The 23,121-nt window shown below is 56.1% G+C and carries 30 protein-coding genes and 2 pseudogenes; 22 read left to right on the top strand and 10 right to left on the bottom strand.

All coding sequences use genetic code 11. The annotated features are described in order from the left end of the window. Positions 1-2: 2 nt before the first annotated feature. The 8 genes and pseudogenes from V3C63_RS11225 to V3C63_RS11190 all read left to right on the top strand — a co-directional run. Positions 3-2,699, top strand: a complete 2,697-nt coding sequence (locus tag V3C63_RS11225; protein WP_329888002.1) for a DUF7601 domain-containing protein — start codon at positions 3-5, stop codon at positions 2,697-2,699. Positions 2,700-2,802: 103 nt separating this feature from the next. Beyond that, positions 2,803-3,783 carry a DUF7601 domain-containing protein gene (locus V3C63_RS11220; protein WP_329888000.1) on the top strand — a complete coding sequence of 327 codons (981 nt, stop codon included), beginning with the start codon at positions 2,803-2,805 and terminating at the stop codon, positions 3,781-3,783. 62 nt (positions 3,784-3,845) lie between these two features. After that, complete coding sequence (locus V3C63_RS11215) at positions 3,846-4,508, top strand: Spy0128 family protein (protein WP_329887999.1); 663 nt, start codon at positions 3,846-3,848, stop codon at positions 4,506-4,508. Further along, on the top strand, positions 4,505-4,732 hold the full coding sequence (locus V3C63_RS11210) for a hypothetical protein (protein ID WP_329887997.1): 228 nt from the start codon (positions 4,505-4,507) through the stop codon (positions 4,730-4,732). Before V3C63_RS11215 ends, V3C63_RS11210 begins: the two co-directional genes overlap by 4 nt. Further along, complete coding sequence (gene lepB / locus V3C63_RS11205) at positions 4,729-5,289, top strand: signal peptidase I (RefSeq protein ID WP_329887995.1); 561 nt, start codon at positions 4,729-4,731, stop codon at positions 5,287-5,289. Before V3C63_RS11210 ends, lepB begins: the two co-directional genes overlap by 4 nt. 31 nt (positions 5,290-5,320) lie before the next feature. Then, positions 5,321-6,100, top strand: coding sequence for a class B sortase (gene srtB / locus V3C63_RS11200; protein WP_329887993.1), 780 nt, complete (start codon positions 5,321-5,323; stop codon positions 6,098-6,100). Between the two features lie 326 nt (positions 6,101-6,426). Further along, the gene (locus tag V3C63_RS11195; RefSeq protein WP_329887991.1) at positions 6,427-7,308 is read left to right on the top strand and encodes an aldose 1-epimerase family protein; all 882 of its coding nucleotides are present in this window, start codon (positions 6,427-6,429) and stop codon (positions 7,306-7,308) included. Between the two features lie 401 nt (positions 7,309-7,709). After that, positions 7,710-8,052: pseudogene (locus V3C63_RS11190) on the top strand (aminotransferase class III-fold pyridoxal phosphate-dependent enzyme); the annotation flags it as partial. 172 nt (positions 8,053-8,224) lie between these two features. Here V3C63_RS11190 and V3C63_RS11185 read toward each other — a convergent pair. The 9 genes from V3C63_RS11185 to V3C63_RS11145 all read right to left on the bottom strand — a co-directional run bounded on the left by V3C63_RS11185 (position 8,225) and on the right by V3C63_RS11145 (position 15,227). Then, positions 8,225-8,410 carry a hypothetical protein gene (locus V3C63_RS11185; protein WP_329887989.1) on the bottom strand — a complete coding sequence of 62 codons (186 nt, stop codon included), beginning with the start codon at positions 8,408-8,410 and terminating at the stop codon, positions 8,225-8,227. Between the two features lie 4 nt (positions 8,411-8,414). Further along, entirely contained in the window at positions 8,415-10,280 is a 1,866-nt protein-coding gene (locus tag V3C63_RS11180; RefSeq protein ID WP_329887987.1) for a heavy metal translocating P-type ATPase, read from the bottom strand. 320 nt (positions 10,281-10,600) lie between these two features. Beyond that, positions 10,601-11,122: a zinc-binding dehydrogenase gene (locus V3C63_RS11175; protein ID WP_329887985.1), complete on the bottom strand. Its 522-nt coding sequence runs from the start codon at positions 11,120-11,122 to the stop codon at positions 10,601-10,603. Positions 11,123-11,136: 14 nt separating this feature from the next. Then, entirely contained in the window at positions 11,137-11,571 is a 435-nt protein-coding gene (locus V3C63_RS11170) for an alcohol dehydrogenase catalytic domain-containing protein (protein ID WP_329887983.1), read from the bottom strand. Beyond that, positions 11,564-12,241 carry an ABC transporter permease gene (locus V3C63_RS11165; RefSeq protein WP_329887982.1) on the bottom strand — a complete coding sequence of 226 codons (678 nt, stop codon included), beginning with the start codon at positions 12,239-12,241 and terminating at the stop codon, positions 11,564-11,566. The genes V3C63_RS11170 and V3C63_RS11165 overlap by 8 nt, the downstream gene beginning before the upstream one ends. Beyond that, complete coding sequence (locus V3C63_RS11160) at positions 12,238-12,996, bottom strand: ABC transporter ATP-binding protein (protein ID WP_329887980.1); 759 nt, start codon at positions 12,994-12,996, stop codon at positions 12,238-12,240. Before V3C63_RS11160 ends, V3C63_RS11165 begins: the two co-directional genes overlap by 4 nt. A 34-nt stretch (positions 12,997-13,030) precedes the next feature. After that, on the bottom strand, positions 13,031-13,936 hold the full coding sequence (locus V3C63_RS11155; protein ID WP_329887978.1) for a glycine betaine ABC transporter substrate-binding protein: 906 nt from the start codon (positions 13,934-13,936) through the stop codon (positions 13,031-13,033). A 34-nt stretch (positions 13,937-13,970) separates the two neighbouring features. After that, the gene (locus tag V3C63_RS11150) at positions 13,971-14,555 is read right to left on the bottom strand and encodes an ABC transporter permease (RefSeq protein ID WP_329887976.1); all 585 of its coding nucleotides are present in this window, start codon (positions 14,553-14,555) and stop codon (positions 13,971-13,973) included. A gap of 51 nt (positions 14,556-14,606) precedes the next feature. Next, complete coding sequence (locus tag V3C63_RS11145) at positions 14,607-15,227, bottom strand: pyridoxamine 5'-phosphate oxidase family protein (RefSeq protein ID WP_329887975.1); 621 nt, start codon at positions 15,225-15,227, stop codon at positions 14,607-14,609. A gap of 69 nt (positions 15,228-15,296) precedes the next feature. On the opposite strand from V3C63_RS11145, the gene V3C63_RS11140 reads away from it, so the two are divergent. The 14 genes from V3C63_RS11140 to V3C63_RS11080 all read left to right on the top strand — a co-directional run bounded on the left by V3C63_RS11140 (position 15,297) and on the right by V3C63_RS11080 (position 22,625). Further along, complete coding sequence (locus V3C63_RS11140) at positions 15,297-15,482, top strand: hypothetical protein (protein WP_329887974.1); 186 nt, start codon at positions 15,297-15,299, stop codon at positions 15,480-15,482. 56 nt (positions 15,483-15,538) lie between these two features. Then, a complete protein-coding gene (locus V3C63_RS11135; protein WP_329887973.1) occupies positions 15,539-16,087 on the top strand; it encodes a flavin reductase family protein in 549 nt (182 codons plus the stop codon). Between the two features lies 1 nt (position 16,088). Next, positions 16,089-16,481: a hypothetical protein gene (locus V3C63_RS11130; protein ID WP_329887971.1), complete on the top strand. Its 393-nt coding sequence runs from the start codon at positions 16,089-16,091 to the stop codon at positions 16,479-16,481. Positions 16,482-16,716: 235 nt separating this feature from the next. Beyond that, positions 16,717-17,082, top strand: coding sequence for a fluoride efflux transporter CrcB (gene crcB / locus V3C63_RS11125; RefSeq protein WP_329887970.1), 366 nt, complete (start codon positions 16,717-16,719; stop codon positions 17,080-17,082). Positions 17,083-17,195: 113 nt separating this feature from the next. Further along, entirely contained in the window at positions 17,196-17,435 is a 240-nt protein-coding gene (locus V3C63_RS11120) for a GNAT family N-acetyltransferase (protein WP_329887969.1), read from the top strand. Then, complete coding sequence (locus V3C63_RS11880; RefSeq protein WP_425355390.1) at positions 17,381-17,620, top strand: GNAT family N-acetyltransferase; 240 nt, start codon at positions 17,381-17,383, stop codon at positions 17,618-17,620. Before V3C63_RS11120 ends, V3C63_RS11880 begins: the two co-directional genes overlap by 55 nt. Before the next feature lie 23 nt (positions 17,621-17,643). Then, the gene (locus V3C63_RS11115; protein ID WP_329887967.1) at positions 17,644-18,012 is read left to right on the top strand and encodes an MmcQ/YjbR family DNA-binding protein; all 369 of its coding nucleotides are present in this window, start codon (positions 17,644-17,646) and stop codon (positions 18,010-18,012) included. Between the two features lie 414 nt (positions 18,013-18,426). Next, entirely contained in the window at positions 18,427-19,446 is a 1,020-nt protein-coding gene (gene ilvC, locus V3C63_RS11110; protein WP_329887964.1) for a ketol-acid reductoisomerase, read from the top strand. Between the two features lie 171 nt (positions 19,447-19,617). Beyond that, entirely contained in the window at positions 19,618-20,220 is a 603-nt protein-coding gene (locus tag V3C63_RS11105; protein ID WP_329887963.1) for a hypothetical protein, read from the top strand. Between the two features lie 77 nt (positions 20,221-20,297). Next, positions 20,298-20,513 (top strand): DUF1858 domain-containing protein, encoded by a 216-nt coding sequence (locus V3C63_RS11100; protein ID WP_006597532.1) that lies wholly within the window; start codon positions 20,298-20,300, stop codon positions 20,511-20,513. Positions 20,514-20,520: 7 nt separating this feature from the next. After that, a complete protein-coding gene (locus tag V3C63_RS11095; protein ID WP_329887962.1) occupies positions 20,521-21,135 on the top strand; it encodes a hemerythrin domain-containing protein in 615 nt (204 codons plus the stop codon). Between the two features lie 172 nt (positions 21,136-21,307). Beyond that, the gene (locus V3C63_RS11090) at positions 21,308-21,541 is read left to right on the top strand and encodes a hypothetical protein (RefSeq protein ID WP_329887960.1); all 234 of its coding nucleotides are present in this window, start codon (positions 21,308-21,310) and stop codon (positions 21,539-21,541) included. A gap of 296 nt (positions 21,542-21,837) precedes the next feature. Further along, positions 21,838-22,035 (top strand): hypothetical protein, encoded by a 198-nt coding sequence (locus tag V3C63_RS11085; RefSeq protein ID WP_329887959.1) that lies wholly within the window; start codon positions 21,838-21,840, stop codon positions 22,033-22,035. Between the two features lie 68 nt (positions 22,036-22,103). After that, positions 22,104-22,625 carry a DapH/DapD/GlmU-related protein gene (locus V3C63_RS11080; RefSeq protein ID WP_329887958.1) on the top strand — a complete coding sequence of 174 codons (522 nt, stop codon included), beginning with the start codon at positions 22,104-22,106 and terminating at the stop codon, positions 22,623-22,625. A gap of 369 nt (positions 22,626-22,994) precedes the next feature. Here the strand turns inward: V3C63_RS11080 and V3C63_RS11075 are convergent. Continuing rightward, positions 22,995-23,121 (bottom strand): annotated as a pseudogene (locus V3C63_RS11075) (glutamine synthetase III domain-containing protein); the annotation flags it as partial.

The raw sequence follows: 23,121 nt of genomic DNA, 5'->3' as shown, positions 1-23,121 counted from the left end.
TCATGGAAAGGATGAAGAGAAGACGATGGCTTTGGCTGGGTGTGCTGATCGCGCTGCTGGGCCTGGCCGCGTTGTTGCCCAGCGGGGCGCTCGCGGCGGAGAACACGGCAACCCCGCCGAAATTTGAAAAGAAACTGGAGCCCAACGGCGACGGAACCTACAAACTCTCGCTGAGCGTGACGGGCACAGCCAGTTCCACCTCGGAGAGCGGTAAAGCCGATGTGGTGATTGTGTTTGATATTTCCAATAGTATGGATTACCCGGCAGGCGGTGGTAAAACGCGTTTGGCTGTCGCCAAGTCGGCCACCAATACGATGATTGATCAGTTACTGGCCAATAATGCGACCAATCCGGGAAGCGTGCGGATTTCGCTGGTGTCCTTTGCGACGCGGGCCAACAATGCAACGTCGTGGTCGAGCAATGCCACTGCATTAAAAAGCATTGTGAATGGTTATCGCACCCCGGGGGGAAACGGTGGCGGCACCAACTGGGAAGACGCGCTGCAAAAAGCCGACGGCGTGCAACCGAGAGCAGATGCTAAAAAACATGTGATTTTTGTTTCCGACGGCAACCCGACGTACCGAAACACAAAAGGCGGCGGGAGCAATTGGGGCGAAAATGCGCAGCACGGCAGTGCTCCCAATTATTATTACGGCAGCGGCAACAGCGACAACAACGGCAAAAACTTTCAATATGCGTTGGTGCAGGCCAAAAACATCGTTGACGGCGGCGCCGCTTTTTATACCGTTGGCACTTTTGGCGATGCGGCGCGCATGAAAAACTTGGCGACCAAAACTGGGGCACCAGACAATTATTATAAAGCGGACGATGAAGCGGCATTGAAGGCGGCCTTTAAAAATATTGTGGCATCCATTACCAACAGCATGGGCTATAAAAATGTGACGCTGAAAGATGGACTAACCAGCCTGACCTCCAGCGCATTCGTCCATGGAAAGCCCGGAGATTTTAAATACACGAAGAACGGGGCCGCATGGACGCCATCGGATGCGCAAAAAGCTAGGGTTAACGGCAATCAGGTTATTTGGGATCTCGGCGATATGGAATTGGAAGACGGCGTGACCTATACGCTCTCCTTCACGGTTTGGCCCCGTCAGGAAGCTTATGACCTGGTGGCGGATCTGAACAACGGGGTTAAGACCTACGACAGTCTGAGCGCTGACAAAAAATCGCAAATCGTTAAGGAGGGAGATGGTTATTCATTAAAAACCAATACCGACAGCGGTAATGGCATCACCTTTACCCAGATTGAAACGCGGACGACCAATGTGCTGCCGGATGGCGCCACGCCAAATCCGGACGGAAGCTATTCTCATGATGGCTTTACGTATAAAAAGAATGCCGACGGGACCTGGACCGGCACGAAACGAGCCAATGGCAGCGGGAACTTTACCAATCCCGATCCGATCCCTTTGACGGGAACGAAAATTAAGGTTAAAAAAATTTGGACGGATAATCTCGATCCGGACAGGCCCGAGTCGATTAAGCTCACGCTTTATCGGGATAAGGGTCAGGCGACACAGACGGCCACGCCGGTTGAATTGAAAGATGACAATCATTGGGAAAAAGAAATTTCGATCGCGCCGGGACTTCAGACAGATACGGATGGCGTGCTGGAAGCCGGCCATGACTATATTATCGAAGAAGCAGGCACCGGGACCAAATATGAATTTAATTCGCCGATCTATCATCCGATGCTGAATAACTCTGCGACAGCGATGATAGATAAAAATAATCACAATACGCCATTGACGGAGCTTAAAGCCACGAATACCCGAAAAGGCCGCATCGACATCACCAAAAAAGTCTCGCCGGAGGGAACGGAGATCCCGGCCGGCACGCGGTTTAAATTCAAGCTGACGCTTACAAAGCCCGGCGGTGGCACAGATACGAACGCGTATGCCTATACGGTTCGGGACAAAAACGGCAATCCGGTCAGCGGTGCGGGCGGCACTGTCACAAGCGGCGGGACTATCGTGCTGGAAGCCGGCCAGACGGCCAGCATTCCCAATCTTCCCAGCGGCACCAAATACGCAGTTGAAGAAACGGACCTGCCGGACGGCTACGAGCATGCGGCTTCTGATGAAACCTATGAACATTGGATCGGCACGGCGCCGAATATGACGAAGAAAGACGATGACAATGGGCATATGGTGGAAGGCAATACCGCATCCAGAGTCACGTTTACCAATCATGCCAAATCCTTCACCCTGACCCTTCGAAAACGCGTCGATGGGAATATGGGAGACAAAAATAAAAAGTTTAAATTCACGCTGAATTTAACGAAGGCTCTGACAGAAACGCCGAGTGGCTGGATACAGGCAGACGATTCGATGAAAGTGTTTACCGCTGAGTTGAAAAACGGCGATGAATTATCGCTGACGCTGCCCTATGGCGCGGCTTATACGATCATCGAGGACACAGCAGCGCCGGATGGCTACACCACCCAGTATGCGATCACGGCGTCGGGAACGGAACCGGGGTCGGCCGATTATAAATCGGATTTAACAACAGCCAAACAAACGCTGAAGCGGAGCGAATGGGTTACTTTCCGGAATAGGCGCGAAGTCATTCCCGCATCCGGTTTGAAAAAGCATCCGTTGCCGGCGGTGCTGGCCATGGTCGGCGGCGCTGCGCTCGGGGCGGCCCTGCATTTCCGGCGTCGCCGGAACGCGGCCTGAAGCAGAAGGCCCGCGATGAAACCCCATGCGCCACCATAGCGTGCAGCAGAAGATAGTCCCGGCGGCAAGAGAGAACCTGTTGATCAAGAAAAGGAGTAATACCATGAAACAAACAACGGCAACCATGAAAAAATCGCGTGTATTCGCAATGCTCGTATTGGCTTTGGTCCTCGCGGCCTTTACCGCCATTCCCGCGTTGGCGGCAGATGCGATTACCAGTCAGAAAGTACCGGTTAAAATCACGGCGGATGGCAATGTTCCCGTGAATGCAACGATCGCGTTTAATGTGCAAAACGGAGCGGCAGGAACATTCGACGGTCAGCCGACGATTGCCGGGGTAACCGGCGGTGTTGCCGTGGCCGACGTTACCTTGACGGGCAAGGGAACGCAAACCAAGGATGCGACGATGACCTTTGATGCCTCTAAATTTTCGGCGCCGGGCATTTATCATTACACCATCGCTCAGAAGGATCCCGGGATTGACGGTCTGACAGTCGATACGGCGGCAAGAGATCTTTATATTTATGTTGAAAATGATACAAGCGGCACGAAGGTCGTTGCAGCGGTGTATTACAAGAGCAATTCGACGACCAAAAACGAAAGTTTTGAAAATACCTACAATACGAATAACTTGAAAATTGAGAAAAAAGTAACCGGGTCTCAGGGGGATAAAAAGAAGGATTTTAATTTTGAAGTGACTGTGAATGGCGCCGCCGGTGAAACCTATACGTTGATTAAAAGCAGCGACAGCGCCAATCCCGTCGTGCTGACCAGCGGCACGAAATACGCCTTCACCTTAAAACATGATGAGCATGTTGTGATTTATGGCTTGTCGGCAAAGGATAAAGTGACATACAAAGAAACCGATGAAAATCAAGATGGCTATACGACAACCTATTCGCAGACGAGCCATGAAAATGTGTCGTTCACTGAAAATGCAACGGGAACGGTCACCAATGATCGAGACGTCACACCGCCGACCGGCATCTTTTACAACCCGATCACCTATATCGTGCTGATCGCGGCGGCAGCGCTCTTTGGCTTTGTGATGCTGCGCAGAAGAAGTGTTCGCGAAGATGATTAACATCGGCGGGGCGGAGGCGGCCGGAGTTTTCCGCAGCAGGATGGATCCGAAGGAGGTTTGACATGAGGATTAAAAAACTGATCGGCTGTGCCTGGCTGCTGCCACTCGTTCTGGCGGCGGCGCTGGCGCTGCCGGCGCCGGCCCGGGCGGCCATGATCGAAGGCGTCCGTCCCGATCCGCTGAATATCTCCGTCACCACCAAGACGCTCAAGGGCTCCAAAACGGCGCCAACGGGTCAAAAGTACCGAGTGACGGTGACGTCGCAGCAATCAGCCTATCCGGTGAATCGTAGTTTTACTTTCACGGATGCGGGCACCCAGGCACTTATCTGGCCGACCTATGACGCGCCGGGCACTTATCGCTACGCCGTAGCGATGCAGCCAGAGAAGACAGCCGATCACTTCACCTATGACACCCGAATCTACACCGTGACGGTGTTTGTGCGCAATGCCAAAAGCGGCAGCCGGCTCGAGGCGGTCATCGTGCTGAACGATAACGATCCGACCGCTGCCAAGCCTACGGCGCTCACCTTTGAAAACACCTATTATCTGAAAGCATCGGAGCCGGTCATCCCGGTGACGCCGATGATAAAAAAGGTGAGAACCGGCGACAGCAGCCGGGCGGCGATTTATCTGGCGACCCTTTTGGGCGCGGCGGCACTCTGGTTTGCCGCTGGGCTAAAACGCAGGGGATCCGGCGAATGGAAGGCCGGTGACGGCCGATGACGGAAGACGTTCGGACGCTGGCAGATATTGCGGCGTGGATCGACGGGCTCAAGTTCAAGAGGAAATGGTTCGGCGGCGTGGATGAGCGCGACGTCTGGAAGCAACTCGAAACGCTCAGCCGTCAATACGAACAAGTTTTTGAAATTCAGCGCAGCAGCTACGAGGCGCTTTTAAAAGAGCGGGAAGCTTTGATTCGCAAACTGCGGCAGGCAAAAAAAGCATGAGCGCCAAACATCCAAAAATTTCCCAGACACCGGCAGAGGCCATTGCCAAGAGAAAAAGAAAATACAATCAGCGGGAAGAAGTGACGACTTTTGTTAAGCGGTTGTTTTGGCTGGCGGCGATGCTCCTGCTGATCTTCGGTTTGGTTTTCGGCGTGGTGCCGATGCCCGATAACGCCATGCGCCCCGGCATTTCCGCCGGGGATTTGCTGTTTTATTTCAGACGCAATTCTGGCTATAGCGACGGTGACGTGGTGGTTTGGCGCAGAGGCGGGAAAACCTGGGCGGGTCGCATTGTGGCTCGGGGCGGCGACACGGTGGACATCGACGATGACGGCCATTTGGCAATCAACGGCAACCGCAAAATTGAGACCGATATCGTTTATCAAACCGCGCGCTACGGCAATCGTGTGACCTATCCGCTGACCCTGAAGGCCGGTCAGTTTTTTGTGCTCGGCGATTATCGCATCGGCGCGAAGGACAGCCGCTACGACGGGCCAATTTCACAAGAGGCCATCGCCGGCAAGGTGATTTTGGTTATACGCGGGTCGGATTTATAGCTGAGCCGTGAGAGCCGGAAAGGAGCGCGCGATGAACAGACTGGCCGCATTGGCAAAAATGGGCAATAAAGTAATCTCTGTCATCTCGGGAGTGCTGATTCTCGCGATGGCGGCCTACGGCGGCTATTCGCTTTGGCAGATGAACGCCGTGTTTCGCGCCGCATCGCCGGTGAATGCCGGCAGCGGCGGCAGGACCATCAGCTTTGCCGAACTGCAAAAACGCAATCCCGATGTGCGCGGGTGGATCACCGTAAAGGGCACGCATATTGATTATCCCGTCGCTCAGGGCAGGGACGATCTGGAATATGTGAATAAAAACGTCCTCGGCGATTTTGAACTTTCCGGAGCGATCTTTCTCGCCGCGGACAATGACCGTGATTTTAAAGATGCCTATAACCTCACCTATGGCCATCATATGGCCCAGGGCAAAATGTACGGCGATCTGCCGAGGTTTACCGGCGAAAAGTTTTTCGCTCGCCACAAGGAGGGCATGCTTTATACCGCCGGGCAGTGCTACCGGCTGCGCATTTTTGCCGTGGTGGATACCAACGCCTATGACCGCAGCTATTACAACGTGGCCGATAAAAAAACCATGGCAAGTCTGCCGGCCTTTGTGCAAAAATTATCGAGGGATGCGATGCATTTCAGATCGGCCGGCCTTAAAGCCGACCGGCAGATCATTGCGCTTTCGACTTGCCAGGATGCGAAGACCGACGGACGCACCATTGTCTTTGCCAAGATGATCCCGGTGAAGGACAATGCAAAGGCGCAAAGCGCACTCGCCCGAAAACGGGTGCGGGTATCGGATTAAATCCCGGAATTCCAAAGCCCGAAACGCAGGAGATGGCGGTAAGCTTTAAAATGGATCGCTGCGAAACGTCATTAAAATCGGTGGTCTGAATCAAATGAACAGCGGCCGGGCTTCCGGCAAAACGACAGGTGCGAGAGCATGTGCCGTTTTTTATATGGTGTGAAGAATCATTGCCGCTGCGGCCGACCATTTGGATTGAACATTGAAAAAGGACTTAAGCCTCTTTATAGAAAATTTAAGTGTCCGCCTTTATAATAAAAAATAAGTTAAATAGCGAAACAATCGGCTGGCAGCGCTTTGCCGGCGACCGATGGAGGAAGGGCAAAATGGACACGCGATTAATCGAAAATGAATACCTGCAGGCGGAGATTTCGGATGTCGGCGCGGAGGCGGTATTTCTTTGGAGCAAGGCTGCCCGGCGCAATGTGCTTTGGCGCGGCGATGCGGCCTTTTGGGGCCGCCATGCACCGGTATTGTTTCCCAATGTGGGCCGTCATTTCAAAGATACCTTTCGTCACAAAGGCCAGGTGTATTCCCTCAGTCAGCACGGCTTCGCCAGGGATCGCGTCTTTACCTGTGTGGCCGAGCAGCTGAACAGCCTTTCGCTGCAGTTGGTCTCGGACGACGCGACCTTGGAGAATTATCCCTTTCCCTTTGTGCTGACGGTGACCTATCAGGCGGCGGGTCATCAGCTGGTGACCATCTGGCAGGTGCACAACACCGGGAACGAGCCGATGTATTTCACCATCGGCGGCCATCCGGCCTTTGTTCTTTTGAAAAACGACCTGGCGATGGACCATTATTATCTGAAGATTGAAGGCAGCGGGACCGAGGGGCTGACAGTTGCCCGCATCGATCCAAAGGCCGGTAATCCGCTGCCGGGCGTCACAGAGGACTGGCCGCTGACCGACGGCCGCCTGCCGCTGACCGACGCGCTTTTCGAGGCGGACGCCATCATTTTGGACAACCATCAGATCGACCGGATTAGCCTGGTGCATGACAGCGGTGATCGCCTGGTGACGGTGGATGCGAGCGGCTTTCCCAATTTCGGCATCTGGTCGAAGCCCGGGGCGCCTTTTGTGTGCCTGGAACCGTGGGTCGGCCGAACCGATGACGCCGGATTCACCGGCGAACTTTCGGAAAAACCCGGTATCGTCACGCTGGACGCGGGGGGAGTCTTTGAAACGCATTATGCCATCGAGCTTTGAAATATAAAAACGACCCATCAAACGCCGAGAAATCGGCGTTTTTGATTGTCTTGCTGGCGGTTGGATTTCGGAATTTTAAAATGAAATTTTTTACCAAAATTAAAATAATGCTTGACAGTTCAGGATAGGTGCAGTAATATAAAAGCATAAAAATTGTATACAAACGACGAAGGCGTCTGATTTCACAGCAATGGGGTCAGGCGCCTTTTTAAAGTTGAGGGGGCAGTGCAAAACAGAGGCAGTAAAACCATCTCAAAAAGGACAAGGAAGTCCGCAGCGGCAGGAAAAAAGCCGCTGCGGACTTTTTTAATGGCATCGGCAAAAACGAAAAAGGAGCACATCATGCGATTAAAAACACGGGTTATGCGGCAAAAGATATCAAGGCATTGGTCGATACCTATATGATTGAAACCCATGAGCGGTTTGATTTTCTGGCGGAAACGGGCAAGGATATGCAGCTCTATGACGAAGCGGGCACGCCTTATCTCGATTTTTACGCCGGGATTGCCGTCAACTCTGTGGGCAACTGCAACGAAAAAGTGGTGGCCGCGGTGCAGGATCAGGCGGCGGATCTGATGCAGACCTTCAATTATCCCTATACCATCCCCCAGGCTTTGCTGGCAAAAAAAGTCTGAGAAGCCACGGGCATGGATAAATTTTTTATCAGAACGCCGGAACAGAAGCCAATGCAGTCATGATAAGAATGATTTGAAAAACGGTGTCGAAAAGTTCGGCCCGCGTAAATTGCTGTATGTGCCCCTTGCCAGGGCAGTGCCAAAGGGCAAAAGGACGTGGGGTCGCGATGGATCATTATCCGGCGATGGGTACAGAAGAACTCTGACGCCTGCAATGAAAGCAACGCAACAAAACGGCCCCCTTTACCGGTTGTCGGTAGAGGAGGGCTAAGAGCGAGGTTTTATAGTGACTGCATGATCAGAAAGACCAGCGCAGATGCGAGAATAACCGTGCCGATGGCGGCAACCGCTCCATAGATCTTGCGGGAATCGGTATCGTCATTTTCTTTTTTCAGGTAGTACAGGCCAGCGATGAGAAGCAAGGCCCCAATGGCAAAACCGAAAACAAATTTGATCACAGAAAACATGAACTTACCTCCAACTTAATAAAAAGGATGAATTGACGATGACGAAAACGGATCCTGCGTTGTGCACCAGGGCGCCGACGACGGGATTTAAAATGCCAAATACGGCCAGTCCCAGCGCGGCAAAATTGAGCACCATAGAAAAGGTCAGATTGGCTTTGATGATGTGCATCATACGGCGGGAAAGGGCGAACAAATGGGGCAGCTCCTTCACATCGTCGTCCACCATAACGATATCCGCCGCATCCACGGCGATGTCGCTGCCGATACCGCCCATGGCGATGCCGACGGTCGCTTTTTTAAGCGACGGCGCGTCGTTGATGCCATCGCCAATCATGCACACGGCCTCGTTTCGTTGCAAGCAGTCTGCAATGAAGCTGAGCTTATCTTCCGGCAGGCAGTCCGCGCGGAAATCAAGGATTGCAAGTCGTGCGGACACCGCCTGAGCTGAAGCTGCGTTATCGCCGGTGAGCAGAGTCGGCACGATGGACAAATGTTTGAGGCGCTCGATCATCGATAGGCTTTTCGGCCGCAGGGTATCGGCCAGCACGATCGTTCCGGCGTAATGGCCGTCCACCGCGACGTAGGTGACGGTACTGCCGTCGTTTTGATAGACGATGGCTTCGCCGAGTGCGTGCTCCGGCAGAGGGATGCCCTCGGCTTCAAAGAGCTTGCTGTTGCCGGCGAGCACCCGGTGCCCGTCGACTTCGGCAAAGACGCCCTGCCCTGGGATCATCTTGAACTGGTCGGCGGAGGGGAGCGGTTGGTCGTGACTTTCCTGATAGCAGCGGACAACGGCCTCGCCGAGGGGGTGTTCCGAGAATTGCTCGGCGGCGGCGGTCAGCCGGTAAAGCGCGTCGCGATCGCCTTCGGCCGCGACGGCAGTCACCGCCGGGGTTCCCAGGGTCAAGGTGCCGGTTTTGTCGAAGGTGATGCGCGAGACCCGGGCCAGCCGTTCCAAAGCGTCGCCCTCCCGAACGAGGAAGCCGTGCTTGGTCACATTGCCGATGCCGGCCGTGATGGCCGTGGGGGTGGCGAGCACCAGCGCGCAGGGACAAAACACCACGAGAATGGTCACGGCGCGGATGATGTCGCGGGTAACGACCCAGGTGCCCACAGCGGTCGACAGGGCGATGAGCACAATCCACACGGCCCAGCGGTCGGCCAGGTTCACGATTTTGGCCTTGCCGGCATCGGCGGACTGCACCAGGCGGATCATCCGCTGGATGGAGCTGTCCTCGCCGACCTCGGTGGCCTCCATCTCGAAGGCGCCGTATTGGTTGACGGTGCCGCTGAAAACCGCGTCGCCGACACCTTTATTGACGGGGAGGGATTCGCCGGTCATCACCGCCTGACTGACGGCGGTCTGCCCGGAGCGAATGACCCCATCCACGGCGATGGTTTCCCCCGGATGCACCGAAAGTCTGTCCCCGATGCAAACGGCCTGGGCCGGGACGATGGTTTCGGCGCCGTCTTTTATCACGCGGGCCGTGCGCGGCGTGAGGTGGACGAGTTTTTCGATGCCGCTGCGGGCGCGAGCCACGGTGAGCTCCTCGAGCAGGCCGCCCAGCTGCATGATGAAGGCCACTTCCCCGGCGGCAAAGGTTTCGCCGACGGCCACCGAGGCGATCAGCGCGATGGCAACGAGCACATCGGCGGTAATATCGAACTCGGTAACCAGGCCGATGATCGCTTCGAAAATGATGGGAATGCCGCAGAGTGCAATGGCAACCCAAGCCGTATCAAAGAGTAGGGCGACCCGTTGGAATAGACTGAACAGCAGGGAAACACCGGCAATGCTCAACAGAGCGATATCTTTTTTGGTACCGCCGACGGCGGGCAGGCTCTTCAGTTTGACCATCAAAGCTTTCATTCGTATTTCTCCTCTCAACTAACATATACCCGTTAATGTATTATCTAACGCTATTATACATATGGGGGTATAGCCATGTCAATAAAAATATCTATTCTTTGTCATGTATTTTTTTAAAGGAAGATGTGAGTTGCGTTATTTGGTAAAAATGAGACTTATTAGTCCAAACAAATTGAGTTTTTCTGAGATTATGTAAAATTAAAATGTTCGATGCGAGACAATCGCACAGGGATGCCGGGCGTTCGGGAGCTGCCGACATGGGCAGAAAAAGACGCAAAAAAAAATCGCCCCGCGGGGCAGGACGAAGAAAAAACGGCGCGTTAAGGCAGCACCACCACCTTGCCAAAGCTGTGACGGCCTTCCAGATAACGGTGGGCATCCGCCACATGGTCGAGGTCAAACACCTTGGCCGGCGTCGCGTCGACGTCGTGAGTCTCGATAAAGGCGAGCAGGGCGTTCATCCGGGCGTCGTCCGCATTGCCGGAATAAAAGCTCGTGAGATAGCCGCCCTCCGGCAGGTCCATGATCGGGTCGAAACCATCCATAAACCACTGGCCGCCCAACTGCCCGGTGGAGCAAATAATGCCGCCGGGTGCGGTGTGGGCGCAGGTATCCTTGAGGGTGGCCGGGCCGACGAGCTCCAGCACCCGGTCGAAGGCCTGATCCGTTTGCAGGTCGCCGCCGCGATCGGCGATTGTCGCGTCAAAACCGACGGCGGTAAGCGCTTCTGCCTTTGCCTTCGGATCGCGGCAGCAGCCGGTGAGCGGCGTCTTCGGATAGGCGGCATGGACGAGCCTGGCGAAGGCGATACCGACGCCGCTGGTCGCCCCGCGCACCAGCACGCGCTTATTCCCGGTCAGGTGCAGATTCTGCAGCGAGCCAAAGGCGGAGTATAGAAGGTCTCGGGGACGGCGGCGAGGGTGGGCCAGGGCAAATCGGACGCGGCGGGGATGATCTGTTCGTTGGGGAGCAGGCAAAACTCGGCGTAGCTCCCGCCGAAGGCGCGGCCCATCTCGCCCATGATGGACACGACGCGCCGGCCGACGGGCAGCCGCGTTGTGTCAGAACTTTCGGCGATGGTGCCGACACATTCGGTGCCGAGGATGCGCGGAAAGGCGACGCCGGGAGAGAGGCCCTGCCGGGTGAAGATTTCCGAATGGTTGACGCCGAAGCCCCGGACGCGCACCAAAGACCAGCCCGGCCGCACTTTGGGGACGGGTGCGGCTTCAATCTTTAAAACACTGGGGTCGCCGGGGCGATGGACAACGACAGCCTTCATCATTTCATTCATTTCTGATCGCTTCTTTCGTTTTGGCCGAGGCGTCGGTCGCTTCAAATTGCGGGGTCACGCGCTTTTCGAGGGAGCGCAGAGCGGTGCCGACCGCCGCTGCAACCACAAAACACAGCAGCGTCGCACCGATCAGCTTGTAGAGATTCATCGCGCGCAGCCCTTGAAAGAGCAGAGTGCCGAGGCCGCCGGCATCGACGGTCGCAGCGATGGTGGCGATGCCGATGGTGGAGATCACAGCGAGGCGGATGCCCGCGACGATGGCCGGCATGGCCAAAGGCAGCTCGACCCGGATGAGCACCTGCAGGGGCGTCATGCCCATGCCGGTGGCCGCTTCGGTAATGGCCGGGTCGATGCCCTCGAGGCCGGCGATGATATTGCGCAGCAGAAGAAACTGATTATAAACCGTCAGCACCAGAACGGCGGTGGGCATGCCCAGGCCGGTGATGGGAATGAGGATGGCGAAAAGCGCCAGCGAGGGAATGGCGTAAACCGCGCCGAAGATTTGGATCGCGATGGCGGAAAGCCTGCGGTTTCGCCAGATGAGCAGGGTGAGTGCAGCGGCGAGCGCGAGAGAGCAGGCCAGGGTGATGCCGGTGATGGCCAAGTGCTCGGCAAGGCCCCTGGCAAATTGGTCGGCATGGTGGGCCCAATAAATGAACATGGCCTTCATAGCACGGCCTCGCAGGCGGCGCCGCTGCTCTTTAGCAGGGCGCGCACAAAATCGGTGGCCGGATGGGCCTGGATGGCCGCGGGGGTATCGAACTGCTCGATTTGCCCCCGGTCCATGATGAGCACCCGGCTGCCCAGCTTGAAGGCCTCGCGGATATCGTGGGTCACGAAGAGAAAGGTCTTTTTTGAAGCGCGGTGGATAGCGAGGAGGCTGTCCTGCAGGCTTTCGCGGTTGATGGCGTCGATGGCGCCGAAGGGCTCGTCGAGGAGCATAATGGCCGGATCGGCCGCAAGGGCCCGGGCCAGGCCGACCCGCTGCTGCTGTCCGCCGGAAAGCTGCCTGGGGTAGCGGCCGCGAAATTCGTCGGGGTCGAGGTTCACGAGGGCGAGCAGCGCGTCGACGCGGGAGCGGATGCGCGCCGCATCCCAGCCGAGGATGGTCGGCACGGTGGCGATGTTTTTGGCGACGCTCTGATGGGGGAAGAGCCCCACCTGCTGAATCACATAGCCGATGCGCTGGCGCAAGGCGACGGGATCCTCATTGGCGATGGCTTTGCCGTCCAGCAGAATCCGGCCGCTGTCCGGCTCGATCAGCCGGTTGATGAGCCGGATCAGGGTGGTCTTGCCGCAGCCCGAGGTGCCGAGGATGGTGATCAGCTCGCCGGCGTGGGCCTCGAAGCTGATGCGGTCGAGGGCGGGAGCGGCCGCGCCGGGGAAGGTTTTGGTGATGGCTTGAAAGGCAACTGCTGTGGCCATGGAGTTCCTCTCTGAAAAATCAAAAGCGGGCGTGCTATTTCAAATCGTCCGCTATGCTGTCGTAAAAATCTTTGGCGACGTCTTCGGCGTCTTTCTTGTCCACGTCCACCTTGGCGTTGAGCTTGGTGAGGGCGGCGGTGGTTAGATGCTTCGAGACGGCGTTGAGGGTCTTTGCGATGTCCGGATGGGCTTTGAGCACCGAGCCGCGCACCACCGGAGCGACGTTGTAAGGCGGCCAGAAATGCTTGTCGTCGGTGAGAAGGGTCAGCTTTTTATTGGTCAGCTGTCCCTCGGTGGTATAGCACGGCGTCACATCGGCCTGTCCTTTGAGCAGCACCTGATATTTGAGGGCGTTGTCGTAAATCTTCGAGGATTTCCAGTGAAAGGCGCCGTAGGTCTTGGTGAGGCCGGGCAGCCCGTCGACGCGTTCGTCAAATTCACCCTGGGAGGCGAAGCGCAGTTGGGTCGCGTGCTTTTGCAGGTCCGAGATGGTTCTAATGTTGTATTTCTTGGCGGCAGCCGTGGTGATGGCAAGCCCCTGGGAATCGGTGGCCTTGGCATAATCCAGCCATTCGATATTCCATTTCTTTTTATAGGCCTTTTTCACGGTGGCATAAACCCTTTGCGGATCGGTTTGAAACGGGCGCTTTAAAACCGAAAGCAGCGCCGTCCCGGTATAGGCCGGGTAGCAATCGATGTCGTCATGGACGAGGGTGGTGTGGATGGTCGAGCCCGAAATGTCGAAGCTGCGGTCGACCTTGTAGCCGGCGTCCTCCAGGGCGAGGGCGTAAATCTCGGCGATGATCTCGCTTTCGGTGAAGTTTTTCGAGCCGACTTTGATGGTGCCCTTGCTCCTGCCGCAGGCAGACAGCGCGAAAACGGCACAAAGGGCGACGGCGATGGCCACAGCGGTGAGCCTCAGAGATAAATGGTTATTCATGGGGGATCCTTTCGGTTTTAAAATGCGGGGGCGGTTAAAGGCGTTCGTATCGGCGGACCCGCCGGTCGATCAGGGTGAGCAGCGCCCCCGTGAGCAGTGAGAGCGCCGCGACGGACAGCCCCCCGATCCACAGCAGATCCTCGCGCATCAGCCCCAGTCCGGTGAAGATGAGCTCGCCCAGGCCGCCGGCACCAATATAAGCCGCTAATGTTGCCGAGGCAATCACTTCGGCGGCGGCGGTGCGGAAGCCGGCAAAGATGGTGGGGAAGGCCAGCGGCACCTTGATCTGCCAGAACAGGCGCTTTTCGGGCATGCCCATGCCCCGGGCCGCCTCGAGGATATCGGCGGGCAGACTTTTGAAGGCGAGCGCCGTGTTGATGAGTATCGGCGGAATCGCCAGCAAAATCAACGCGATGAGCGCCGGGAGCAGGCCGGTGCCCATGATGGGCACGAGCAAAAAGAGAATGGCCAGCGACGGCACGATGCGCAGCGCTCCCCAGAAGCCAACGGAAATTTTTTCCAGCCGGGACAGGCGGCTGCACAGGGTGCCCAGGGGAATAGCGATAACCGCCGCGACGAAAAGCGACAAAAGGCTGATCAGCACGTGGCGGGCCACCATCTGCCAATACACCTGCAGGTGGGTGGCAAAATAAAGGGAAATGGCGCGAATTTAAACCGCCTCCCTTCGGGCGATGGCCTCCACCGGGCAATTCTCAAAGCACAGCCCGCAATGCAGGCAGTTGGGCTGACGAATCACATAGGGCGTGCCGGCGTCGATGGCCTGCTGGGGGCACAGGCCGGCGCAGGTGTCGCAGCCGATGCAGCCGTCGGTGATGAAAAAACCCTTGGCCTCGGGCGTGTCACCGCCGAAGGCAAAGCTTTCCCGGACGATGGGGGAGCGTCCCAAATCGAAAAACTCGAGCGCGCCGCGGTCGATGGCAAAGGCTTCGAGGATGTAACGAGCGTCGCCGGGATAAACCTCGTTCATCGAAGGGTTGGCCTCGAAGATGTGGTCGATCCAGGCGCGTTGGTCGGCCTCGGGCAAGCGGGTGGCGCGCCCCGTCAGCCGGATGGACTGCCAGTGGTCATTCATCCCGGTGACGGCGACCTCCGGTCGGGCGACGAGCTCCTGATAAAAATGCTTGCCTCGGGCCGTGCAGAAAATCAGCCGGCCGGGCTCGGCCAGCATGATGTCGATGATGCGGGCCCGGGGAGCGCCGTCGGCACCGACGGTGGCAAAAACCACGTCGCGGATGCGGCGCAGCTCGTCAAGACAGGATTGGGCATTCATGAGGTTCTCCTTCAGAATATAATACAAAGAGGATGTCGAAGGCGGCAAGCGCAACCGGCGTTTTGTAATGTGATAAATTACAGCGAAAGTGTAACGGATGAGCGCCCGTTTGTCAAGGGAGGGCTTAAGAAAGGGCGTTTTGCAAAATGCGAACGGACCAAAAAAGCGTATTCGGCTTTCGGCGAATGCCCGCTGACACTGCGGTTGGGTATCGGCCGGGCGGCCGGCACGCGCCGAGCGGCGAAAAAGATTTGAAATTTGCCGGCGCCGCGGCTATAATGAGCACAATTTAAAGTAAGGAGTGAATTACGATGAAAAGACGGAACATCCAGTGGCAGGATTATGCCCCGCGAATCATGGAAGCTTTGCCGAAGGGCATTTTGCTGACCACCCGTGCCCACGGCAAGACCAATACCATGGTCATCGGCTGGGGCGGCGTCGGCATCAACTGGGCGCGGCCGGTCTTCACGGCCTATATCCGCGAGCATCGCTTTACGGCGGAGCAGTTGGCGGCGCATCCAGAATTTACCATCAATTTGCCGGTGAGCGGACCGGTGGATCCGGCCGTTATCAAAATCTGCGGCAGCCGGTCCGGTCGGGATATCGACAAGATCGCGGCGGCGCATCTCACGCCGGTGGCGGGCGAGAAGGTCGCGGTGCCGGCCATCGCAGAGCTGCCGCTCACCCTCGAATGCAAGGTGCTTTACAAGCAGCTGCAGGACATGGCCGCTTATCCGGAGGACATCCGCGAGGCGATGTATCCTCGGGACGTCGACAGCTTCGTGTGTGCCGGCCCGAATAAGGACGCCCACTACACGGTGATCGCCGAAATCACTGCCGCCTATATCCTCGAGGCCTGAGATGGCCGGTAATCTTAAGGAAGAACCGACGCATGCGTCCGAGGCCTCCAGCCGGCAGCAAATCGTGTTTGCCTCGGTAGTCGGCATGTTTGGCGTGATGGTTTGCGCCGTGCTTATCGCCTTGTCCGTGATTTTAAAGGGATTGCCGCAGGTGGCTCGCGTCGCGATGATCCTGTGGGGCATCGCCGTTTTAATAGCAGACACCCTGGTCGCGGCGAACCTCGACCGAAAGGCGGGAAGTTTTGAATGCGCCCATTGCCACCATCGTTTCACGCCGGCTTTGGGCGCCTACCTAAAGGCGATTCACGGTCGGGCGAGCCGCCGTTTGGTGTGCCCAGCCTGCGGAAGACGGGGCCGCTGCGCCCATCGGTTGACTAAAAGTGGCAAACTGTAAAGGCGGTGATCATGTCCTTGACCGCGATGGTTTCAAATAAACATTTTGACCCGATGCCTTTGATCCGGCACGCAAGGATTATCTTTAAATTGATGGAAGGCCGGAAGAAACCGGCAATGCGGTTTTCAGGCGCGCTTTGGTTTTGAAGCGCCGGTCGATGACGTGTCGATTTAAATCAAAAACGATTTTGAGGCATTACTGTATTGACAGGAAAGAAAGTGAGGAGACATAAAAGATGATGGATTGCTTGGCCGTCGGCGCCGGCGGTTTTATGGGCGCGGTGCTGCGTTACCTGATCGGGCTGGCCCCGTTGGAAAGCGTTTCGGGATTTCCCTACAAGACCTTTGCGATCAATCTGATCGGCGCCCTGATGATCGGCTTGATCGTGGGACTGGCTGCCAGGCACAGCAGTCTGAGCCCGCGTTTGGTATTGTTTTTAAAAGTGGGTATTTGCGGCGGTTTCACCACTTTTTCTTCCTTTGCACTGGAGACGAGCGATTTGCTAAGGGCCGGTTCGGCGCCAACGGCCGCGTTTTATGCAATGCTAAGCATGGGACTGGGCGTCGCGGCCGTATTGGCCGGGCAGCAAATCGCGGCCTGATGTGGCAAACGGCAAGACGGGCACTTCCCTGTGCGGTCAGCGGCGTCAAATGCGCTGAAGATTGGGAAGGGACCTTTCATATGCGACGATAGACTGTTAGGCGCCTCGACGCCATGAGCGCGCCGGAGCTTTATGCCATGATGCAGGCGCGGGCCGATGTTTTCGTGCGGGAGCAAAAAACGCTTTATCCCGATGCCGACAGCGAAGATCTTCGCTGTTTCAACCTTTACACCCGGGACGCGACCGGAAGGATGTTGGATTATCTGCGGATGTTTCAAACGGATGCGCTGGGAAACGTTTGTTTTGGCTGGGTGCTGACCACGGCGCGGGGCAGGGCCTGGGAAAGGCCTTAATCCAAAAGGCGGCGCAGGCGGCCCGGGAGCACTTTGGCGCCGAGACGATCGTGTTGCACGCGCAGTGCTCGGCGGAAGGCTTTTACCAAAGGCTGGGCTTTCGGCGCACGTCTTCGGCGTTCGTTGAGGCCGGGATTCCCTATGTGGCCATGGCGTGCCCAGTGGTAAAACTGTTGGTGACTTGAAGCATTGAGGAAAGGCGTTGTTTATGAAGGATTTAAGGCGACAGGTTGAAGCGTGGCTTGCGGCGGAAAACGGCGACGCGCCGGAATACCTTTGGGCGAAGTTTCCCAATTATGCGGTCTTTCGTCGAAAAGAGAATCGGAAGTGGTATGCTCTGCTGGCAGAGCTGCCCGGGGAAAAACTGGGCCTGGCGGGGCAGGCGCCGGTCCCCGTTCTCGTGGTGAAATGCGAGCCGTTTTTAAAAGATTTGCTCCTCGAAATGCCGGGCTATTTGCCGGCTTATCATATGAATAAGGAACACTGGATCACGGTGCGGCTCGACGGCAGCGTGTCCTTTGAAAAAATCACCGAGCATTTGGCAATGAGCCGGGAACTGGCCGGCGGCAAAAAATAAAATAACAGACCGAGGCCGTGCGGCGGCCTTTTTTGAATGCGCTCGTCTTTTTGCCGGCGGGCATCGGCGGCGCGTCCATCGTTTTGGGAGTATCTTTTTGTCGGCCGGTGAATGCAAGCGTCAAGGCTCTGAAAAGATGAAAATGCGTTGAAAGCAAACTGAAAAATAAAGCCAACGGTCAGCGGCTTTGTGGCGGACAGCGGGTGACATATTGAAAATTTTCAAAAAATTGAATGGATTAGCTTGACATCAATGGGGTGAAAATTTACAATAAAAAAGAATTATAAATTCACTTTTTGGTATTGTTTTTTAACAGTATACAATATTCAATTCGTGGACGATGGCTTGAATGGTCGGGAAGTAGCTGGCGCTGTTTTTTGGCCATGGCGAATCCATTAAAAGGAGAACATGAAAATGAATCAAGCGAGAATGTTTTATGATCAGGATTGCGATCTCTCTTTGCTCGAAGGCAAGAAAATCGCCGTTATCGGTTATGGCTCACAGGGCCATGCCCATGCCAAGAACCTGAAGGAATCCGGCTGCGACGTGATTGTCGGCCTTTACGAAGGCAGCAAATCCTGGGCCAAGGCCGAAGCGGAAGGCTTTGACGTCTTCACTTCTGCAGAAGCGGCCAAGCAGGCCGATATCATCATGATCCTGATCAATGATGAAAAACAGGCTGATCTTTATAAAAACGATATTGCCCCCAATCTTTCCGCGGGCAACATGCTCATGTTTGCCCACGGCTTTAATATTCATTTCGGGACTATCGTGCCGCCGGCCGACGTCGACGTGACCATGATCGCGCCGAAGGCCCCGGGGCACACCGTCCGCAGCGAATTTATCGAAGGCAAAGGGACGCCGTCGCTGGTGGCCGTCGAACAGGATGCCACCGGTCATGCGCTGGATTTGGCGCTGGCCTATGCGGCGGGTTTGGGTGCCGCCCGTGCCGGCGTGCTTGAAACCACCTTCAGAACTGAAACCGAAACCGACCTCTTTGGCGAACAGGCCGTGCTTTGCGGCGGGGTTTGTGCGCTGATGCAGGCCGGCTTTGAAACCTTGGTGGAAGCAGGCTACGATCCGAGAAACGCCTACTTCGAATGTGTCCACGAAATGAAGCTCATCGTCGATTTGATTTATCAGTCCGGTTTTAAAGGCATGCGTTATTCTATCTCTAACACGGCGGAATACGGCGACTATATCACCGGACCGAAAATCGTCACCGACGACACCAAGAAAGCCATGAAGCAGATCCTCTCCGATATTCAGGACGGGACCTTTGCCAAAGACTTCCTGACCGAAATGAGCTCCGGCGGCCAGGTGCATTTCAAGGCGATGCGCAAGCTGGCTCAGGAACACCAGACCGAAACCGTCGGTGAAGAAATCCGCAAGCTCTACAGCTGGAACGGCAACGACAAACTCATCAACAACTAAGCACCGCGCGAACAGACGCCGAGGCCTCGCCCCGGCGTTTTTTATATGCGGGGCATTTCATTTTTAAAAAAGTAAAAATGTGGTTATGCCAACAGCGCCCGGCTCCGAAACGGCTATAATAACATCATCGAGTGAAAAGAAAAAGCCCGCGGCAGCGCGGCAGGAGGCAATATGAGCGCACAATTAGGACCGATTCACCACAGAATGTATCAAAAGATTCGCTTTCAGGAAGAGCTGATCGACGAGTTGATCGCCTTGGCCGAGGCGAACGGTTGGCAGACGGCCGACGGCACGCCCGTGGCGGCATACGCCGGGGAACCGGAAGTGCCGCTCGAATCCATCATCGACATCGCCAATATTCACGGCTGGCTTTCGGGCCACATTGCTGATCCGGAACGGCGCTATGCAAAACTGGTCACCGGGCTCGCCGCGGCGGATGGCGAAAGATTATCGGCCATCGAAGCGGCCGTCTTCACCTTTGGTGAGCGCGCTGCGGTAGCGGGCGATAGTGCGCCGGCGGTATATAGGGCAGTGGATGCCCATTTGCTCGACGGCATGCCCTGCGACCGGGCAATCGCCATCACGGAAAACGAAGCTGACCGCGTGGCCTGGCAGGTGGCGGCGGATACCCACAGCCCCTACTGGACAGAAGCCGGCGGGGATGGTAAAATTTACTACAAACTGCGCGCTGCGTTAATTGCCGGGATGCTCTCCGGCAGCGACTGGCGCCTGGCCGAAGACGGCGGCACATCGGCCATCGTTGCAGCCCAATAATTTTGCGCACCGACGCAACTTAAAACCCACGGATATCCACAAAAACTAAAGATTCCTAAATTAAGTGAGGAGAAAAAATGGAAGCAACTCAGAAAATCACCAAAGACATGTTAACCGGCGAAGTGGTCGCCACCTACCCGGAAGCGGCTAAGGCGTTAATGATGGTCGGCATGGGCTGTGTCAGCTGCCCGGCCTCCCAGATGGAATCCCTGGCCGATGCGGCCATGGTGCACGGTCTCGATGCCGATCAGGTGGTCGAATATTTGAACGACTCCCTGAATTTAAACGACTGAGGAAATTATGTATAGCGTCGACGTGATGAAGGCCGAACACGACAACATCCTTGAATTTCTCAAGGTGGTGCGCAGCATGTGCTGCCAGGTCGTGGCCGGCGGCGACCTGGTGACCGACGATTTCAGACAGGTGGTGGATTTCGCCCGCAATTATTCCGACGCCCAGCACCACGGCAAGGAAGAACACTTCCTCTTTAACGAAATGGAAGCGCGCCTGGGGCCAGTGGGTGTCAACCTGATCCGCCACGGCATGCTGGTGGAGCACAATCTCTGTCGGGGGCATATGTTCGATCTGACCACAGCCCTCGACCAGTACGAAGCCGATCCTGACATTCAGACTAAGGTCGACATCGTGGAAGCGGCGAATGGCTACGCCACTTTGCTCACCCGGCATATCGCCAAGGAGAACACCGTGGTCTATCCCTTCGGTGAAAAAAATCTTGACGCAGCGGTGCTGGCTCAGATCGACGACAAGGTGCGGGCCTTCGAAGCCCAGACCACCGAGGTGCCTGAGCGCTATCTCGCGATGCTCGAACGGCTTCGCGAGCGTTACGGCAGTGTGGACGACCGCCATCAGGATGTGGTCATCACGCCGACGGCCTCCAAGGTTAAAATCGACTAAAGGCAAACAGAATAAAGGCATCAAGGTGTCGCTTCGGCGGCGCCTTTTTTGCGTGCTGGCGCGGCGAACTTTATCGAGCGTTTTGGTATATGCCCGGCTCGTGAGATGATGATAACCGACGCCTGCGCCGACAGGCTGTGAATAGCGAGATCGACAGCGAAAGGAGAGCACCATGGCTCCACTTAAACTCAATACCCGAAGCGTTCACGGGGAGCGGGGCCGCAATGCGCAAAATCCCTATGGTGCGATCAGCGTAGCGATTTTTCAAACGGCGGCCTTTGCTCTTCCGGGGATTGACCAGAGCACCGAGTTTGATTGTACCTGTCAGACAAATCCGACGCGAGTCGCTTTAAAGCAGGTGGTCTCCGCTCTCGAAGGCGCGGCAGAGACCCGATGCCGCCGGTGATGATAACTGTATCATCTGCACGGCGCTGGGCAAATCCTTTAACCTGGCAGGGCTGCAGGTGTCCAGTATTCCATTTCCGACGCTGGGCTGCGAGCCAGTTTTAAACAGGCGGTCGGCTATTCCCAGTTCGGGCAGCTGGGGTTCGTCGCCTGCAAAGCGGCTTATACCGGGGCGAAGACTGGCTTAACGCCTGCAAGGCCTATATCGCGGCGAACATCGATTATTTTGAGGCCTATCTTCAAGCGCATCTGCCGGCGCTTAAGCTGATCCGGCCCGAAGGAACGTATCTGTTCTGGGTGGATTTTCGGGAGCTGGGCCTAACGCCGGCGGCCCTCGAGGAGTTAATCGTCAATCGGGCGGAGCTCTGGCTCGACACCGGAGCTATTTTCGGAAAGGACGGCGCGGGCTTCGAGCGGTTTAATGCGGCCTGTCCCCGAGCGACGCTGACCCGGGCGCCGGATCAGCTTGCGGCGGCGGTTCAGACGCTTCGTTAGATAGGCACCGCTTGAAATACAATTGACATATAAGGAGGAACCATGGACTTACAAGCTTTTTGGCACAGATGAACAGCGGTGAACGCATTGTCGCCGGGTCGCCGGCTCATCTGCCATGCACCGCCCGGATGAACACCGGCTACCGCACGCCGGAAACCCTCGCGGTGGATTTTGCCGAGCTGACCGCGCGGTCGGTGCCGGAGGGCTTTGGGCCCTTTCCTCCGTTTTATACCGACTGCGGCAAGAACATTCATTTGGGGAAACAGGTGTTTATCAATTCCGGCTGTCGCTTTCAGGATCAGGGCGGGATTGTCATCGGAGACGACGCACTAATCGGGCATAATTGTGTCATCGCGATGCTTAATCACGCAGAGGATCCGGCCCGTCGCGGGGATATGTTTCCCTGCTCGGTTACCATTGAAGATCATGTGTGGATCGGTGCGAACGCGACGCTCTGCCCGGGAGTGACCATTGGCGAAGGGGCAATTGTTGCTGCCGGCGCGGGTGCTGCGGGCGGTGTTCCCGGAGGAAGCGGCTGGATAGGGATAATTATTTGCCAAGAATCAAGATTAGTGGAAGAGCGATTTTAGCGATGGCTCTTCTTTTTTTTGTGCGAACACGAAAGTGCATTAACTAAAAAACAAACATTGCTTGAAAAAACGGCAAAATCACATTGACAAAGCCCAGGCAGAGGCGTATACTCTTAAAAACAAAACAAACATATATAAATAATAGGATTAATGAAAGATGCATGGATTTTCGGATTGTGCATCAAAAGCGCAGAAAGGAAGGCTTGACATGCCACAGATGAAGAAAGTGATGGGGAATTGTGTGTATGAATAGGTATGACATCTGGGCCTGTCCCTGATTATAAACGACGAGTGAAAGAGGCAGGGCGGGAAAATGATTGAAGAAAATACCAGATGAATGAATTGTCAATTTAAAAATGAAAAGTGAAATAGGGATTTGCCCTTCACAAAGGCAAAGGAGGTCGGGTCCCAGGCGGTGTAGCCCCGGGCCTCGAAGGTCGCCCGCAGCCCGCCGGAGGGGAAGGAGGAGGCGTCCGGTTCGCCCTGGATGAGCTCC

This window comes from Pseudoramibacter faecis (assembly GCF_036289405.1).
Classification (GTDB): Bacteria; Bacillota; Clostridia; order Eubacteriales; family Eubacteriaceae; genus Pseudoramibacter; species Pseudoramibacter faecis.
This window is presented reverse-complemented; position numbering and strand designations above follow the sequence as displayed.